Raw genomic sequence first — 16,820 nt, forward strand, 5'->3', positions numbered from 1 at the left:
CAGGCAATTGATCCGGCCACCGGTCAGGCAACCGGCAGGCGGCGGCGAACAATGGCCGCATGGTAGCGGGCTCCCGGCAGAAGACCAGCATCGTTGAAATCAAAATTCGGATTGTGCAGCGGTGCCGAGCCCTCGCCATTGCCGATGAAGACGAAGCAGCCGGGCACATGCTCCAGAAAGCGCGCGAAATCCTCGGACGCCGTCATCGGCTCGGGAGCGATCCGCACGCTGTCGTCGCCGAACACCGTGCGCGCTGCGGCGAAGGCCTCTTCCACCAATGCGGCGTCGTTGTTAAGCGGCACGAATTCCCTGGTGTAGTTCACCTCTGCGGTGAGGTTGTAGGCCAGCGCCGTGCCCTGCGTGATGGTGCGCATCTGCCGTTCGATATCGGCGCTCACCTCGGGGCGAAAGCTGCGGGCATCGCCGAGCACGCGGGCGAGCCCCGGCAGCGCGTTGCGGGTGCCGTCGGTGATCAGTTCGGTGACCGAGACCACGGCGATATCGGCAGGGCTCAAGCGGCGCGAGACGATGGTCTGCAGGTTGGTGACCAGCGCGCAGGCGGCGACCAGCACCTCGTTGCCGGCCTGCGGGCGCGCGGCGTGGCCGCCCAGCCCCTTGAGCACAATCTCGAAATTATCCTCCGCCGACATCACCGGACCGGCACGCGTTTCGAACCGGCCGATCGCCAGACCGGGCATATTGTGCAGGCCATAAATTTCGTCGAAAGGAAAACGCTGCATCAGCCCGTCATCGAGCATGGCGAGCGCGCCCTTGCCCCATTCTTCCGCCGGCTGAAACAGGAAGCGCACGGTGCCATCGAAGCCGCCCTCCTCTGCCAGCATCCTTGCGGCGCCGAGCAGCATCGCCACGTGCCCGTCATGGCCGCAGGCGTGCATCGTGCCCGGCGTTTGCGAGATATAGTCCCGATGTCCCTGCTCGGCGATGCGCAGGGCATCCATGTCGGCCCGGAGCGCGATGGAGCGGTTGCCGGAGCCGCGCGTCAGCGTGCCGACAACGCCGGTGCCACCGATCCCTTCGGCCACATCCAGTCCGAATTCGCGCAATTTGGCGGCGACGAAGGCTGCCGTTCTGGTTTCCTCGAAGCCGAATTCGGGATGGGCATGCAGGTCATGCCGCCAAGCCGTCATCTCTTGTTCAAGCGTTGCCAGGTCCATCATCCCTGCGTCTCCAGATCGCACTGCCGGGGTACGGCGCCTGTCAGCCGGATCAGCTTACGATTGGTATCGGCCCACATCCTTGCAGGCATGGCCACATCCCTGCCGGCTCGATATTGGCGAGCTCTGCCGTTGATTGCGAGCACCGTGATCATATCGATGTCTCCGTGCGGTGACTTGCAACATCCTCAGGCGCCATCCCGACGAGTTCCCGATAGCGCTGCGGATCGGTGGCGCCCTCGGTGTTTATGACGAATATCCGCGACTGGCCGTTCAAGCCAAGCACCGCCTTTGCCGAGGGATCGGCCAGCGCCCGGATCAGGCCGGCAAGGCCGGCGCCGCCGCTTTCGCCTGCGACGATCGCCGGATCGCCAGCCTCGGGACGCCCCAGCCGGTTCATCACCGCGACGGCGTCCTCGTCCTCGACGGTCATGAAGGCATCGGCGACGCGGGAGAGAATGCGCCAGGCAAGCGGCGACGGGGCGTAGCATTCGAGCATCGCCATCACCGTCGGCTCGCCGTGGGGGATCTTCACCGGCTGCCCGGCCCGCGCCGCCTCGAACATGCAGGCGGCGCGGGCTGGATCGACGACGATGAAAACCGGCCTGAGATCTCCAAGCACAAGTGCCAGATGGGCGGCAACGGCAGCGGCAACGCCACCGACGCCGCATTGCACGAACACGTGGGTCGGGAGTGCCGGAAGCTGGTGCAGCGCCTCGCGGACCAGCGCCGTGTAGCCCTGCATCACCAGCGCAGGGATTTGCTCATAACCCTCCCAGGCTGTGTCCGAGACGATCGTCCAGCCATTGTCCGTCGCCACGCGGGCAGCTTGCGCCACCGAATCGTCATAGGTGCCCTCGACATGCACGATCTCGGCACCGAAGCGGGCGATGGCAGCAATGCGTCCGGCGCTGACGCCCGAATGAACCGAGATCACCGAGCGGGCGCCGACCAGTTGCACTCCCTGGGCCACGGAGCGCCCGTGATTGCCATCGGTGGCACAGGCAAAGGTCATGGTGGCGGCAATTGCCCTCACCTCCGGCGTCTGCAACTCGCCGATATCGACGGTGCGGCCCAACCGCATAGAAGCCTCGTCGAGCACGAGACGGGCGACCGCATAGGCGCCGCCGAGCGCCTTGAAACTGCCAAGGCCGAGCCGGTGGCCTTCGTCCTTCACGTGGATGGATGCGACGCCGAGGTGGCGCGACAGCGACGGCAGGCTGTGCAGCGGCGTCGGCGCGTGGTTCGGACGATGGCCGAGATAGCGTTCGACGCTTGCGGCTGCCGCTGGGCCGAGCGCTGCGGCGTCCGCGGGCAGAAGCGCCGTGTTGTGGTCACCGTGGGTATTTCGCAAAAACATGTCTATCGCTCCTGTAGACAAGGATATATTGCAGGTGTCGCGAAAAAGGCGCTGCAATTGCGCCCCTGTTTTGCAAGTTTGTTTCGTGGAGTGCCTTATGCCATCCGACCGCGCGGCCCTCGATGCCTTCGATATCGCCATCCTGCGCATTCTGCAGCAGGACAATACGACGCCGCAGCGCACGATCGGCGAGGCCGTGAACCTGTCGGCACCGGCGGTGCAGCGGCGGATCAAGCGGATGGAGCAGAGCGGCGTCATCCGCCAGAATTCGGCGCTGCTCGATCCCGCCAAGGTCGGTCAGCCGATCACCATCTTCATCGAGGTCGAGGTGGAAAGCGAGCGCGCCGACTTGATCGACGCGCTGAAGCAGAGCTTTGCCGGCGCGCCAGAGGTGCAGCAGTGCTACTACGTCACCGGCGAGGCCGATTTCGTGCTTGTCGTGCTGGTGCCTGACATGGCGCATTACGAGCGGCTGACCCGGCGGCTGTTCTTCGACAGCGGCAACGTGAAGAAATTCAGGACCTTCGTTGCCATGGACAACGTCAAGTCAACGCTGTCCGTGCCGCTCTGATCGGGCCTGCTCAGCGCGCCGGGGCGCCGTCGATCACACGCAGCTGGACGCGGCGCGAACCCTGGTAGTGATTGTCGCCGAGCGTGCCTGCCACATGCAGGTTGGCGCCGCGCGAATTGAGCAGCAGGTTTCCAAGCTGGGTGTCGGCGGCGCGGAAGGCAATGCCGTCGAGGCGGGCGCCATCCATCGCCTCCAGCGTCACCTTCACATGCTTTTCGCCGACGATCCTGACGTCACGGACGCGGTGGGCGGGGATCGCGAAGATCGGCTGCGAATGGCCGGAGCCATAGGGGCCGGCCGTCTCCAGCCGGTCGATCAGCTCGATGGTGGCACCGCTGGCGCCGATGGCGCCGTCGATCTTCAGCGTCTCGTTGGCAACCAGCGTCGCCACGGTCTTTTCGGCGCGCTCGGTGAAGAAGCCGCGCAGGCGGCCGAGCTTGTCGCGCTCGACGGTGAGGCCCGCCGCCATCGCATGGCCGCCGCCCTTGACCAGCAGGCCTTCATCGACGGCGGCGCGGACCATCTTGCCCATGTCGAAACCGTTGATCGAGCGGCCGGAGCCGGTGCCCCTGCCTGACGGGTCGAAGGCGATGGCGAAGGCCGGGCGCTTGAACTTTTCCTTCAGCCGGGCGGCGATCAGGCCGACGATGCCGGGGTGCCATTTTTCATGGGCGGTGACGATGACGGACGCGCCGGTGCCGTCGCCATATTCGGCCAAGGCCTCTGCCTCGGCCTGCTGCAGCATCGCGGCTTCCATCACCTGGCGGTCGCGGTTGAGCTCGTCGAGACGCTCGGCAATGGCGTCGGCTTCGTTCGGGTCCTTGAGTGTCAGCAGGCGGCTACCGAGTGCTGCATCGCTGATGCGGCCGCCGGCATTGATGCGCGGGCCGATCAGGAAGCCGAAGTGATACGGCGTCACGGGACCGGCAAGGCCCGCCTTGCGAAACAGCGCCGAGAGACCGGCATTGCCCTGGTGGCGGGCGGCGATCAGGCCCTTGACGACATAGGCGCGGTTGAGGCCCTTGAGAGGCACGACATCGCAGACGGTGGCGAGCGCCACGATATCCAGCCATTGCAGCAGGTCGATGGTGCGGGCACGGGGGTCGCCGGCCTCGCGCAGCAGCCGCAGCGTCGCGACCAGCACGAGGAAGACGACGCCCGCAGCGCAGAGATGGCCCTGCCCCGAAAGATCGTCCTCGCGGTTCGGATTGACCAGCGCGTGGCAGGGCGGCAGGTCATGTGTCACCTGGTGGTGATCGATGACGACGACATCGACATGGCGCTTGGCGGCGGCGGCCAGCGCCTCGTGGCTGGTCGAACCGCAATCGACGGTGACGATCAGGCGGGCACCGTTGTCGATCAGCTGATCGATCGCCGCGGGATTGGGGCCGTAGCCTTCAAAGACGCGGTCGGGGATATAGATCTCCGACTTGACGCCGAAATGGGTGAGGAAGCGGTACATCAGCGCCGAGGACGAAGCGCCATCGACGTCATAGTCGCCGAAGATCGCCACCTGCTGGCGCGTCTTGATGGCATCGGCCAGCCGCTTGGCGGCCTTTTCGCAATCGGTCAGCTTGTAAGGGTCTGGCATCAGGTTGCGCAACGTCGGGTCAAGGAATTCGACGGCCTCATCGACGGCGACGCCGCGACCGGCGAGCACGCGGGCGATCAGGTCCGGCAATCCGTGGGTTTGCGACATGGCCAGCGCACGGTTCTGCCCGGCCTGGTCGAGCCGCGAGATCCAGCGGTTGTCGAGGACGGACTTCTCCACGCCCAGAAAGGCGCGCTGTACCGGATCGGCGGGAATGTCCACCATGTCAAACTCCGCTGCCACTATCAGGCGGTTCTACAGAGCCGGAAGCCCAAACGAAAGACGGCGAAGCACATCCGCGCTCCGCCGCCCACAGAATAGATCACCATACGGTGACCATCGTCTCTTCCCTCATTCTCGCCCCTGTGGCGGGAATAGAGCCCTCACGCGTCTGCGTGGTGAGAAAACTCTTTTCAGCCCAGAGACTTGGGCCTGCTGGATGCCTGTGACGAGCACAGGCATGAGGGCAACCAATTGGGTTGACCGCCGCCTTGTCGCGCGCCGGGGAAAACCCGAAAATCAGTCTTCCTTGGGGCGCTCGATGCGGATCACCTGCGGTTCGCCGACGAGATAGCCTTCGCCCTTGATGGCGGCAACTGCCTTGCGGACGGACTCCTCGGTGGTCGCGTGGGTGACGAGGATGATGGTCTGGTGGTGCGACGGCGCCAGGTGCTGCTTGGAGCGCTGAACGATGGATTCGAGCGAGATGTGGTTTTCGGCCATGCGCGTGGCAACGCTGGCGAAGACGCCGGTGCGGTCGAGCACCGTCAGGCGGATGAAATAGCCGCCTTCGTGGCTCTGCATCTGCGCCTTGCGATAGGGTTCCAGCGACTTGGCGGGGTGGCCGAGCACCGGCACCTGCTGGACGCCGGGGCGGGTCTTGGCGATGTCGGCGATGTCGCCGAGCACCGACGATGCCGTGGCATTGCCGCCGGCGCCGGGGCCGACCATCAGAAGTTCGCCGAGAATGTCGGATTCGATCGCCACCGCATTGGTGACGCCATCGACCTGGGCGATGACGGAATCAACCGGCACCATGGTCGGGTGGACGCGCTGTTCGATGCCGGTATCGGTGCGCTGGGCAACGCCGAGCAGCTTGATGCGGTAGCCGAGGTCGGCGGCCGCATGAATGTCCTCGATCGAGATGTTGGTGATGCCCTCGAGATAGATGTCGTCGACGGCGATCTGGTTGCCGAAGGCAAGCGTCGTCAGGATCGACAGCTTGTGGGCCGTGTCGTTACCTTCGATGTCGAAGGCCGGATCGGCTTCGGCATAGCCAAGGCGCTGGGCTTCCTTCAGGCACTCGGCAAACGACAGGCCCTCCTTCTCCATCTTGGTCAAGATGTAGTTGCAGGTGCCGTTCATGATGCCGTAGACGCGGGAAATCGTATTGCCCGTCAGCGATTCACGCAGCGCCTTGATGACGGGGATGCCGCCGGCAACGGCCGCTTCGAAGTTGAGCAGCGCGCCCTTCTCCTCGGCGATCTTCGCCAGCGCGACGCCGTGATAGGCCAGCAGCGCCTTGTTGGCTGTCACCACGTGGAGACCACGGTTGAGCGCCGTGTGGACGGCGAGATTTGCCGGGCCTTCGGCACCGCCGATGAGTTCGACGAAAACGTCGATATCGCCCTTGGCGGCCAGATCTTCGGGACGGTCGAACCATTCGATGCCGCCGACATTGATGCCGCGGTCCTTGGTCTTGTCACGGGCAGAGACGCCGGTAATCAGGATCGGCCGGCCGCAGGTCGCTGCCAGCACGTCGCTGCGCTCTTGAATGATACGGACGAGAGAAGCACCAACGGTACCCAAGCCCGCAACGCCGATTTTAAGGGCATCTGCCATGGATCGATCCTGAAATGTGTCATGAAAGGCAGCCACCGAAGCGGCTGCCATCGAGAGATTGAATTATATCAACGGTGTGCGTTCAGCGAGACGACGTTGTGCATCGTCGCATCGGCCGTCGACATGAACTTCTTGATGTTGCGGGCCGCCTGGCGAATGCGGTGTTCGTTTTCGACCAGTGCCAGACGGACGTAGTCATCGCCCATCTCGCCGAAGCCGATACCCGGGGCAACTGCCACGTCTGCCTTTTCGACCAGCAGCTTGGAGAATTCCAGCGAGCCGAGATGGCGGAACTTTTCCGGGATCTTCGCCCAGGCGAACATCGTCGCCGCCGGCGGTGGCACTTCGAAGCCGGCCTTGCCGAAGCTGTCGACCATCACGTCGCGGCGGCGCTTGTAGACGCTGCGGACTTCGGCAATGTCGGTGCCGTCGCCGTTCAGCGCATGCGTCGCTGCCACCTGGATCGGCGTGAAGGCGCCGTAGTCGAGGTAGGATTTGACCCGCGTCAGCGCTGCGATCAGGCGCTCGTTGCCGACGGCAAAGCCCATGCGCCAGCCGGGCATGGAGAAGGTCTTCGACATCGAGGTGAATTCGACGGCGACATCCATGGCACCCGGCACTTCCAGAACCGATGGCGGCGGGGCGTTGTCGTCGAAGTAGATTTCCGAATAGGCCAGATCCGAGAGCACGATGATGTCGTGCTTCTTGGCGAATGCGATGACGTCCTTGTAGAAATCGAGGGTCGCGACATAGGCCGTCGGGTTCGACGGGTAGTTGAGGATCAGCGCGATCGGCTTCGGAATCGAGTGCTTCACGGCGCGCTCCAGCGGCGGGAAGAAGCTTTCGTCCGGCTCAACCGACATCGAGCGGATCACGCCGCCGGCCATCAGGAAGCCGAAGGCGTGGATCGGATAGGTCGGGTTCGGGCAGAGGATGACATCGCCGGGTGCGGTGATCGCCTGCGCCATGTTGGCGAAGCCCTCCTTGGAGCCCAGGGTCGCAACGACCTGGGTGTCCGGATTGAGCTTAACGCCGAAACGGCGGGCGTAATACGCCGCCTGGGCACGGCGCAGGCCGGGAATACCCTTCGACGAGGAATAGCGATGGGTGCGCGGGTCCTGGACCACTTCGCACAGCTTGTCGACGATGGCCTTCGGGGTCGGAAGATCGGGGTTTCCCATGCCGAGGTCGATAATGTCGGCCCCACCCGCTCGCGCGCTGGCTTTCAAACGGTTGACCTGTTCGAAAACGTAAGGCGGCAAACGCCGGACTTTGTGAAACTCTTCCATCTCTTTCCCCACGGAAATACGGCCACCATGACCGCCAATTGAAGTTCGTCCTAACTCCGACTGCCTGCGATACGAACTTCAGAATCGCCAGCGCCGTATTCATCAGACTTATAACGCACGGCGATTCTTTGACAGAACGCCGGACAGGCTGAGCATTATCAGGAAAATTTCATCTTCCGCTACTCTGGCGGAAGCCTTTGCTTCCAAATCGCTGCGAAGGCAAGGCCTTATTTGGTGATTTCGGACAGCGTTTCGGGGCCGTGATCCGCGGCAAGCTTGCGGTATTCCGCAACGCGGCGCTGATATTCGGCTTCGGAAATCGTCCCCGCGTGACGCTGGGTGCTGAGCGCTGTCAACTTCTGCTGCAGGTTGGCGGCTTCCTCGTCACTCATCTGGACGTTGGCGGCCGTCAGCGGCGAACCGAAGTCCGGGTAGCCGTCGCGGTAATGCGACAAACCACCCTCGACAGGCGCCTCGCCCTTGGTGGCGCCCATGACCACGGCGGTCGGCGCTGCGCGTCTGGCAGCGATCTCGGCCTTTTCCTCGGGCGTCCGCATGCATCCGGCAAGCGCCATGGCCGCGGCGGCGCCAATCAGCGCGATGCGGGTCACGTTTGCGATAGTGCGAATGCCTGTGTTGATCATGCCAGAGGTTCCAAATCCTTAAGCTGCTCCGACTTGTTAAATTCGCAGCCTGCACAAAGCAATAGCATGAAGCCTTGTCTGCAGAACTTGTTTTATTGATCTGACCGGATGTACAACTTGATTTGGAGAAACATGCTGCCGCCGGAGGAACCGCGTGACCGACAGCAAGCAGGAGAATGGCGACAAGGCGCAAGCCCCGGGCTTCGACGCAAATGACTTCGATCCCTACGTGTTGAAGGATCCGGAGGCGATGGCGATGAATGTCGCGCGCGCCCTGGAAAACATGGGAAAAGCGGCGTCCGCCTGGCTGGCGCCGCGCGAAAGCGGCGAGATCAGCGCAAATGCGGTTGATCCGATGACCGACATGGTCAAGACGCTCTCCAAGGTCAGCGAATACTGGATCTCCGACTCGCGCCGCGCCTTCGACGCGCAGACCAAACTGATGACCAGCTTTTTCGGGATGTGGATGCGTTCGGCGCAGCGCATGCAGGGCGAATCTCCTGAAGCCGAGCCGGTGCGCAAGGACAAGCGCTTTGCCGACCAGGACTGGGAGAAGAACCCGTTCTTCGAATTCCTGAAGCAGGCCTATTTCATCACCGCCGACTGGGCCGAAAAGCTGGTCACCGAGACCGAGGGGCTGGACGAGCACACCCGCCAGAAGGCGAATTTCTACGTCAAGCAGATCACCGCGGCGATCTCGCCGACCAATTTCATCGCCACCAATCCGCAACTCTATCGCGAAACCATTGCCAGCAGCGGCGAAAACCTGGTGCGCGGCATGAAGATGCTGGCCGAAGACATCATGGCCGGGCATGGCGATCTGAAACTGCGGCAGACCGACATGACAAAATTCGCCGTCGGCCGCGACATGGCGCTGACGCCGGGCAAGGTGATCGCCCAGAACGAGATCTGCCAGATCATCCAGTACGAGGCGGCCACCGAGACAGTGCTGAAGCGCCCGCTGCTGATCTGCCCGCCATGGATCAACAAGTTCTACATCCTCGACCTCAACCCGCAGAAGAGCTTCATCAAGTGGTGCGTGGATCAGGGGCAGACGGTGTTCGTGATCTCCTGGGTCAATCCCGATGCGCGCCATGCCGGCAAGGATTGGGCGGCCTATGCCCGCGAGGGCATCGATTTCGCGCTCGACACGATCGAGAAGTCCACCGGCGAGACCGATGTCAACGCCATCGGCTACTGCGTCGGCGGCACGCTGCTATCGGCAACGCTGGCGCTGCACGCCAAGGAGAAGAACAAGCGGATCAGGACGGCAACGCTGTTCACCACGCAGGTAGACTTCACCCATGCCGGCGACCTCAAGGTGTTCGTCGACGAGGAGCAGTTGGCGCGGCTTGAAACGCACATGGATGCGATCGGCTATCTCGACGGCTCGAAGATGGCCACCGCTTTCAACATGCTGCGCGCCTCCGAGTTGATCTGGCCGTATGTGGTCAACAACTACCTGAAGGGCCAGGAGCCGATGCCCTTCGACCTGCTGTTCTGGAACGCCGATTCGACCCGGATGGCCGCCGCCAACCACGCCTTCTACCTGCGCAATTGCTATCTGAAGAACGCGCTGACCAAGGGCGAGATGGTGCTCGACGGGCAGACGGTATCACTGAAGAGCGTCAAGATCCCGATCTACAATCTCGCCACCCGCGAGGACCATATCGCGCCGGCAAAATCGGTGTTCCTCGGCAGCCAGTTCTTCGGCGGCAAGGTGGATTTCGTGCTGGCCGGCTCCGGCCACATCGCCGGTGTCGTCAACCCGCCCGACAGGAACAAATACCAATACTGGACCGGCGGCCCCGTGAAGGGCGAGTATGATGACTGGCTCAGCCACGCCGAGGAAACCGCAGGCTCGTGGTGGCCGCATTGGCAGGCGTGGATCGAGGCCAAGGACGGCCGACGCGTGCCGGCCCGCAAGCCGGGCGGAGAAGCGCTGAACGCCATCGAGGAAGCCCCGGGAAGCTACGTGCTCGAGCGGGCCTGAGCGGCTATCCGTCGACAGTCCGGCGATTTGATCAGACAAACACGATCAGGCTTGCCGGCGTCGGCGGCAGGGCCGTGACGGCGGCCTGTCGAAATCCGGACTGCCTCGCCATTTCGCCAAGCTCGCTTGCCGTGTAGGCATCGCCCTTCGGCGTCGTCGCCAGCATTTCGAAGGCGAAGGCGGCCGGGAAAGGCGGCGAGACGCGATCCTCGTTCGGAACAAAATCGACGGCGATCAGCTTGCCGTTGGCCGTCAGGCTGGATCGCGCCTTCCTCAGAAGCGCGACGCAGCCTTCCATGTCGAAGTGATGCAGGAAATTCGGCAGCATCACCAGATCGTAGTCCTTGCCCCAATCGACCTCGAAGGCGCTGCCGGCGATGAAGCTGTAGCGGGAGGCAACGCCAGATGCCGCGGCATTTTGCTTCGTCAGTTCCAGCACCGATGTCCAGTCGAGCGCCACGATATTGGCCGACGGGATGATCCTGGCGATTTCGATGCCGAAATAACCAGGACCGGCAGCGATATCGAGCACCTTGTGCGGCGGATTGGACCATGCCGCCACCTCGGCGGCCAGCACACGCGCGGCGCTGCCGGTGAAGGCGCCCATGGCACGGGCGAACTTCACCCAGACCGGATTGTCGGGCGCGATATTGGCGAGCCCGGTGGCGCCGCCATTGCGCACGGATTCGGTGGCGCCCTGCAACAAGAGCGACATCATTTCAGGCGCTGCGATGAATTCGATCGCAGCCCCCATATAGGCGGGAGAGCGACTGTCGAGGAAGACTGCGCTCGACGGCGTCAGGACATAGGTCTCGCCGCTCTTGGTCAGGAAGCCGGCGACCACCAGATAGTCGCAGATGATGCGCACACCGCGCTCGGCGCAGCCTGCTTCCGCAGCGAGCACCTTCGCCGTTCGGCCGCTGCCGATCATCGTGAACAGGTCGAGCTCGATCGCCGCCTTGATTGCCGCCGTCTTGCGGACGGCGAACATGGCATCGACCAAAAGCGCCGGAGAAATCTCGGTGCTGGATGCACTTTGTACGGCAGCCATCGGACATCTCCCCCGAACAGCGGTTGGCCCGTCAAAAACCGGTGCCGCCATCCATAGCAGAACTTGAATGTAATTACTTGCTAATATTTATTTCAAATCGACCGCGCGGCGATCTGGTCTCTGGCGGAAAATGCGCCGGACAAAAACCCCAAGAACATCAAGGGGGTTAGCGACCGAGCCGACATTTTCCGGCACAGCAATCGCTCATGTAAAGAAATTGGTTACCATAATTCGGCATTGTAGGAACCAATCGGAAATGACGCCCGGGCCGCATTTTGGCCCGGTTGCTGCATTACCGGCCCCGGCGAAGAAGTATCCATCTGTCAGTACCGCCGGCCTAGTAACGAGTTGTGAAAGACGAGTGTTATGGCGTTTGCGGTCGATGTGTTTGCCAATACCAGGCCAATAGGTACGTCCATATCTCGTTTCAGTCGCTCATTCCGCCTTATCTCGAATGCCCGCCTTATATCGGCTGCAGGTCTCATTGGTGCCGGCTTTGCCGCTTCGGCGTGGGTCGTCACGACGGTGGCAACGATGCATGCGATCGCACCGTCCCCCTATCAGAGCGCCATCCGCGACATCGCGCTGACATCGAGGTTTGCCGCCGTGGCGCCTGCGAAAGAGCGCAACATCCACATCGCGAAGTTTTCGCGACTGGGAACGCCGTCAGCCGAAGATCTGCAGGTGATCGCCGAGCGCGGCCGCGCCAATGCGCATTCGGCGCTGGCGAAAGCGCTGGTCGGTCAATCCGGGCCGCTGGTTGCCGATGCGACACCGGCGCCTGCTGCGACTATCGTGGCCAACGCGGCGCCTGCCCGCGCCAGGAACGACACCGTGCCGACCGCAGCCAACATCGCCAACGCTGCCGCCACTGACCGCATCATCATTCCGTCAAAGGCCGAGATCGCGGCGGTCGAGGGCCCTGCCCTGCTGGCACTCGCTGCCATGCCCACCACTGCCATTCCCAGCACTGCCACGCCCAGCACCGTTATGCCAAGCACTGCCGTCCCGTCGCCGACCGAGCCAAACCGCGCCGCCGCCATTCCCGCCAGGCAGGCTGCCGTCGAGGTCGCCAGTGTTGCGATCGGGGCCGATGCGAACAGCGACGACAACAGGCAGCCGTTCGGCCTGGTGCTCAACGACAACGACGCCTCCGTGCCGCTGCCGATGGCGCGTCCCGACGGGATGAGCAAGCGCGCACCGGTAAACGATCGCGCCGCCCGCCCGGCTGAGCCGGCTCTCGCCTATGCAAGCCCCGATGTCGGCGATGACGAGGGCGAGATCCCTGTCGTGCCGAAGCGCCAGGCAAGCCCGGTCGCGCGCAACGGCGTTGCCATCTACGACATCTCCGCCAACATCGTCTACCTGCCGAACGGCGAGCGTCTGGAAGCGCATTCCGGCCTTGGCAAGATGCGCGACAATCCACGCTTCGTGCATGAGAAGAACCGTGGCCCGACACCACCGCACACCTATCAGCTGACGATGCGAGAAAGCCTGTTCCACGGCGTCGAGGCGATCCGCCTCAACCCGCTCGGCGGCGCCGGCAACATTTATAACCGCGTCGGCCTGCTCGCCCACACCTATATGCTCGGTGCCCGCGGCGATTCCAACGGCTGCGTGTCGTTCAAGGATTACAAGCGCTTCCTCGCCGCCTTCAAGCGCGGCGACATCCGCCAGCTGGTGGTCGTCACCAGCATGCCGGACAAGCCGAAGTCGACCTTCGCGTCGCTGTTCTCGTCGCGCTCTTAAGCCCGAGCGAAACAATCTCTTCATCAAGGCCAGCCGTGTGAACCACGGCTGGCCTTCTTGCTTGTGCGGCCGCTCAGATCTCCTTGAGAGGGCTGGCGTTGTCGAGCCGGCCGATCAGGGTCGCGCTGGCTTCGTTGAGCCCGATCACCTCGACCGCGACGCCATGCGCCTTGAAGCGCTGCACCACGCGCTCCAGCGCTGCGACAGCGGTGATGTCCCAGAAATGCGCCTGCGAAACGTCGATCGTCACCGCCATGCCCTGCGCCTCTGCGATATCGAAGGCCTCGATGAAGACATCGGCCGAGGCGAAGAACACCTGGCCGGAAACCCGGTAGGTGACGCGATTTTCCGCCTCGTCCGTCTCGGTGCTGATGGTCAGCAGCTTGGCGACCTTGAAGGTGAAGAACACACCGCTCAACAGCACGCCGACGGTGACGCCGAGCGCCAGGTTGGCGCTGAAGACGGTGACGACGACGGTGACCAGCATGACGATGCTCGACATCTTCGGGTGCACCACCATCGTCTTCAGCGACGACCAGTCGAAGGTATCGATCGAGACCATGACCATGATCGCCACCAGGGCGGCAACCGGCACCTGCGACACCCAGGGCTTCAGCAGCACCATCAGGATCAGCAGCAGCGCGCCGGCAAACAGCGTCGAGAGACGGCCACGGCCGCCATACTTCACGTTGCTGACGGTCTGGCCGATCATGCCGCAACCGGCAATGCCGCCGAACAGGCTGGCGGCGGCATTGGCGATGCCGAGGCCGGTGCATTCGCGGTTCTTGTTGCTCGTGGTGTCGGTAAGATCGTCGACGACACTCGCCGTCATCATCGATTCCAGCAGGCCGACCATGGCGATCGCCAGCGCCGGGCCGGCGATGATCTTCAACGTGTCGAGATTGAGCGGCACCGACGGCGAGCCGAACACCGGCAGCGTTTCCGGCAGCTTGCCGAGATCGGCAACGGTCAGCACCGGCAGGTGCAGGCCGACCGAAACGATGGTCAAGAGCAGGATGCAGATCAGCGGCGACGGGATGGCGGTGGTGATGCGCGGGGTTATGTAGATCACCGCGAGACCGGCTGCGAGCATTGCGTAGGCGATCCAGTCGCCGCCGATGATGTGCGGCAGCTGGGCGCCGAAGATCAGGATCGCCAGCGCGTTGACGAAGCCGGTGCGTACCGATTTCGAGACGAAGCGCATCAGGACGCCGAGCCTGAGCAGGCCGAAGACGATCTGGATGACGCCGGCAAGCAGACCGGCGGCGAAGAGATAGGGCAGCCCGTGGGCGTGCACCAAGGGTGCCGCGACCAGCGCCACGGAGCCGGCAGCCGCCGAAATCATCGCCGGGCGGCCGCCTGTGAAGGCGATGACGATGCCGATGACGAAGGAGGCGAACAGGCCGACCTGCGGATCGACGCCGGCGACGAAGGAGAAGGCGATGACTTCCGGGATCAGCGCGAAGGTGGCGACGGCGCCGGCGAGCATTTCGCGCGTCGGACTGGCGAACCAATCCCTGCGGATGGAGGATACGTGCATGTGTTGAGGTCTTTCGCAAAGCGTGGCCGAACGCGCCCGGTCGAGCGGTTCATCGATGGCGTGCAGGTTTTGCGTTGTCTGGCGGATCGGCGGCCAGAAGAGCCACCCGGAGTTTCACCGGGTCCGTGGTGAGTAAGGCTGTTATATCCGCCATATCCGTTGCGATGCAACATGCTGCGCGCGTTTTGTGATGGACGCGGAGGCTTTGCGGCTGGCAGTGAACGATCGGCCGCAAAAGCAGCTCCCAACGCGCCGACGTGCCGCACCCCTCCCCACCCTCATCCTCGCCCTTGTGGCGGGATCCAGCCACGGCGCGTCTGCGCCGTGAATGACGCACTTCGCTTCGGGTGACGTATCGTCTGCAACCAAGGACTTGGGTGCGCTGGATTCCTTTGACATCGCTCAGGCGTAGCCTAGCAGAGGAATGAGGGAAATTGGGGTCGGCCGTTTCGCTTAAAAACAACAGCTTACGAGAAATCTTTACGCGAATTTTCCCCGTCCTCTCCATCATGCCTAAAATATCTCGTCCCGTCATCGGATACACCGCGAGGCGATTGCGGCGAGACGGGATCGGCGCCGGGTGTTTGGGAAAGACGCAAGTCCACTCATCCGGGGTTCGCAGAAATGGTCCCCTCTGGAGACGGCAGGGCGCATAGCCCCGAGTTGAGCTCCGGACGTGCCTGTGCGGCACACAAGGCCCCATCGCGAAGTTGGGTGTGGATGCAGAGAGACCCTGAGTTGCGGGCATAAACCGCCGAACGGGGCGCTGGGAAGCGCCATATACATTCTACTCTATCGCGGCAATTTCCAGTGCCCCGTCCGAGTGAAATGGCATGGTTGGATCACGGGTTTTCGGACTGCGTGGGGTTTTGGTGTGTCTATAGAAAAGTCGTGCCGAGTCGCCCCTCATCCGACCCTTCGGGCACTTCTCCCCGTCGGGGCGAAGGGAGATCGCCGCGACGCCGCAGCACATCTCTTCTCCCCAGCGGGGAGAAGGTGCCGGCAGGCGGATGAGGGGGCAACACGGTACGACGTCAGCGGAGTCGCATAGCAGGATCGCCAGCGATGGCGATACGTCCCTCACCCCAAAATCCATATCCCCCATTGATCGCAATGGACGAACCCGGCATAGCTGCATTATGAACGATAAAGACAATTTCTGCTAAGGCCCTGCAATGGTAAATTACATCGAAGCCTCCTCCGCACCGTCGAAGAACACCGGTGCCATCAGGCTGTACGACGCGGATGCGTTCGCGGGCATGCGCAAGGCGTGCCAGGTGACCGCGCGCTGCCTCGATGCACTGGCCGACATCGTCCAGCCGGGCGTCACCACCGATGCGATCGACCGCTTCGTGTTCGATTTCGGGCTTGCGAACGGCGCCGTGCCGGCGACGCTGAATTATCGCGGCTATACCAAATCGACCTGTACGTCGATCAACCACGTCGTCTGCCACGGCATCCCGGATGCCAAGCCGATGCGCGAGGGCGATATCGTCAATATCGACGTTACCTATGTGGTCGATGGCTGGCATGGCGATTCCAGCCGGATGTATACGGTCGGCACCGTCAAGCGGGCGGCCGAGCGGTTGCTCGAGGTCACCTATGAATCGCTGCTGCGCGGCATTGCCGCGGTGCGCCCCGGTGCCCGGACCGGTGCCATCGGCGAGGCGATCCAGACCTATGCCGAGGCCGAGCGCTGCTCGGTGGTGCGTGATTTCTGCGGCCACGGGGTTGGTGCGCTGTTCCACGATTCGCCGAATATCCTGCATTACGGCCGCGCCAGCGAAGGACCGGAGATGCGCGAGGGGATGATCTTCACCATCGAGCCGATGATCAATCTCGGACGTCCGCATGTGAAGGTGCTGGCCGATGGCTGGACCGCCGTCACCCGCGACCGGTCGCTATCGGCGCAATACGAGCATACGGTCGGTGTTACCGCCGATGGATGCGAGATCTTCACGCTGTCTCCGGGCGGGCTCGACCGGCCGGGGCTGCCGCCCCTGACCCGATGAGCC

General features: G+C 63.3%; 12 protein-coding genes and 1 other annotated feature. Of the genes, 4 read left to right on the forward strand and 8 right to left on the reverse strand.

Features of this window, described 5'->3' with window-relative positions:
- Positions 1–23: 23 nt before the first annotated feature.
- Together GVL52_RS04730 and GVL52_RS04735 are read right to left on the reverse strand one after the other, a co-directional pair.
- The gene (locus tag GVL52_RS04730; protein ID WP_160004362.1) at positions 24–1,178 is read right to left on the reverse strand and encodes a M20 aminoacylase family protein; all 1,155 of its coding nucleotides are present in this window, start codon (positions 1,176–1,178) and stop codon (positions 24–26) included.
- Between the two features lie 148 nt (positions 1,179–1,326).
- Complete coding sequence (locus GVL52_RS04735; RefSeq protein WP_160004364.1) at positions 1,327–2,535, reverse strand: diaminopropionate ammonia-lyase; 1,209 nt, start codon at positions 2,533–2,535, stop codon at positions 1,327–1,329.
- A gap of 97 nt (positions 2,536–2,632) precedes the next feature.
- Here GVL52_RS04735 and GVL52_RS04740 point away from each other — a divergent pair, with 97 nt between their 5' ends.
- Positions 2,633–3,106 (forward strand): Lrp/AsnC family transcriptional regulator, encoded by a 474-nt coding sequence (locus GVL52_RS04740; protein ID WP_160004366.1) that lies wholly within the window; start codon positions 2,633–2,635, stop codon positions 3,104–3,106.
- Between the two features lie 10 nt (positions 3,107–3,116).
- Here GVL52_RS04740 and recJ read toward each other — a convergent pair whose 3' ends face one another.
- From recJ to GVL52_RS04760, 4 genes are all read right to left on the reverse strand, one after another.
- Positions 3,117–4,922 (reverse strand): single-stranded-DNA-specific exonuclease RecJ, encoded by a 1,806-nt coding sequence (recJ, locus tag GVL52_RS04745; RefSeq protein ID WP_160004368.1) that lies wholly within the window; start codon positions 4,920–4,922, stop codon positions 3,117–3,119.
- Between the two features lie 294 nt (positions 4,923–5,216).
- The gene (locus tag GVL52_RS04750) at positions 5,217–6,539 is read right to left on the reverse strand and encodes a homoserine dehydrogenase (RefSeq protein WP_160004370.1); all 1,323 of its coding nucleotides are present in this window, start codon (positions 6,537–6,539) and stop codon (positions 5,217–5,219) included.
- Between the two features lie 68 nt (positions 6,540–6,607).
- A complete protein-coding gene (locus GVL52_RS04755) occupies positions 6,608–7,828 on the reverse strand; it encodes an LL-diaminopimelate aminotransferase (RefSeq protein ID WP_160004372.1) in 1,221 nt (406 codons plus the stop codon).
- 227 nt (positions 7,829–8,055) lie between these two features.
- Complete coding sequence (locus tag GVL52_RS04760; RefSeq protein WP_160004374.1) at positions 8,056–8,472, reverse strand: hypothetical protein; 417 nt, start codon at positions 8,470–8,472, stop codon at positions 8,056–8,058.
- A gap of 154 nt (positions 8,473–8,626) precedes the next feature.
- On the opposite strand from GVL52_RS04760, the gene GVL52_RS04765 reads away from it, so the two are divergent.
- A complete protein-coding gene (locus GVL52_RS04765; protein ID WP_160004376.1) occupies positions 8,627–10,465 on the forward strand; it encodes an alpha/beta hydrolase in 1,839 nt (612 codons plus the stop codon).
- A 31-nt stretch (positions 10,466–10,496) separates the two neighbouring features.
- On the opposite strand, the gene GVL52_RS04770 is transcribed toward GVL52_RS04765, so the two are convergent.
- A complete protein-coding gene (locus tag GVL52_RS04770) occupies positions 10,497–11,516 on the reverse strand; it encodes a class I SAM-dependent methyltransferase (RefSeq protein WP_160004378.1) in 1,020 nt (339 codons plus the stop codon).
- A gap of 366 nt (positions 11,517–11,882) precedes the next feature.
- On the opposite strand from GVL52_RS04770, the gene GVL52_RS04775 reads away from it, so the two are divergent.
- Complete coding sequence (locus tag GVL52_RS04775) at positions 11,883–13,265, forward strand: DUF2778 domain-containing protein (protein WP_160004380.1); 1,383 nt, start codon at positions 11,883–11,885, stop codon at positions 13,263–13,265.
- 73 nt (positions 13,266–13,338) lie between these two features.
- Here the strand turns inward: GVL52_RS04775 and GVL52_RS04780 are convergent, their stop codons facing one another.
- Positions 13,339–14,805, reverse strand: a complete 1,467-nt coding sequence (locus GVL52_RS04780; RefSeq protein WP_160004382.1) for a SulP family inorganic anion transporter — start codon at positions 14,803–14,805, stop codon at positions 13,339–13,341.
- A gap of 72 nt (positions 14,806–14,877) precedes the next feature.
- Positions 14,878–14,933: a sequence feature (sul1 is cis-regulatory element that is thought to sense ions involved in sulfur or methionine metabolism; They are found in Alphaproteobacteria), on the reverse strand.
- Positions 14,934–15,980: 1,047 nt separating this feature from the next.
- On the opposite strand from GVL52_RS04780, the gene map reads away from it, so the two are divergent.
- On the forward strand, positions 15,981–16,817 hold the full coding sequence (gene map, locus GVL52_RS04785; protein ID WP_160004384.1) for a type I methionyl aminopeptidase: 837 nt from the start codon (positions 15,981–15,983) through the stop codon (positions 16,815–16,817).
- The last annotated feature ends 3 nt before the right edge of the window (positions 16,818–16,820 follow it).

The sequence above is a fragment of the Rhizobium sp. 18055 genome (genome assembly GCF_902706285.1).
Taxonomy (GTDB): Bacteria; Pseudomonadota; Alphaproteobacteria; order Rhizobiales; family Rhizobiaceae; genus Rhizobium.

Coding starts and splice junctions, on each gene's coding strand:
- GVL52_RS04760 (WP_160004374.1), bottom strand. CDS start 8,472: ATGATCAACACAGGCATTCGCACTATCGCAAACGTGACCCGCATCGCG.
- recJ (WP_160004368.1), bottom strand. CDS start 4,922: ATGGTGGACATTCCCGCCGATCCGGTACAGCGCGCCTTTCTGGGCGTG.
- GVL52_RS04740 (WP_160004366.1), top strand. CDS start 2,633: ATGCCATCCGACCGCGCGGCCCTCGATGCCTTCGATATCGCCATCCTG.
- map (WP_160004384.1), top strand. CDS start 15,981: ATGGTAAATTACATCGAAGCCTCCTCCGCACCGTCGAAGAACACCGGT.
- GVL52_RS04730 (WP_160004362.1), bottom strand. CDS start 1,178: ATGATGGACCTGGCAACGCTTGAACAAGAGATGACGGCTTGGCGGCAT.
- GVL52_RS04750 (WP_160004370.1), bottom strand. CDS start 6,539: ATGGCAGATGCCCTTAAAATCGGCGTTGCGGGCTTGGGTACCGTTGGT.
- GVL52_RS04755 (WP_160004372.1), bottom strand. CDS start 7,828: ATGGAAGAGTTTCACAAAGTCCGGCGTTTGCCGCCTTACGTTTTCGAA.
- GVL52_RS04770 (WP_160004378.1), bottom strand. CDS start 11,516: ATGGCTGCCGTACAAAGTGCATCCAGCACCGAGATTTCTCCGGCGCTT.
- GVL52_RS04775 (WP_160004380.1), top strand. CDS start 11,883: ATGGCGTTTGCGGTCGATGTGTTTGCCAATACCAGGCCAATAGGTACG.
- GVL52_RS04735 (WP_160004364.1), bottom strand. CDS start 2,535: ATGTTTTTGCGAAATACCCACGGTGACCACAACACGGCGCTTCTGCCC.
- GVL52_RS04780 (WP_160004382.1), bottom strand. CDS start 14,805: ATGCACGTATCCTCCATCCGCAGGGATTGGTTCGCCAGTCCGACGCGC.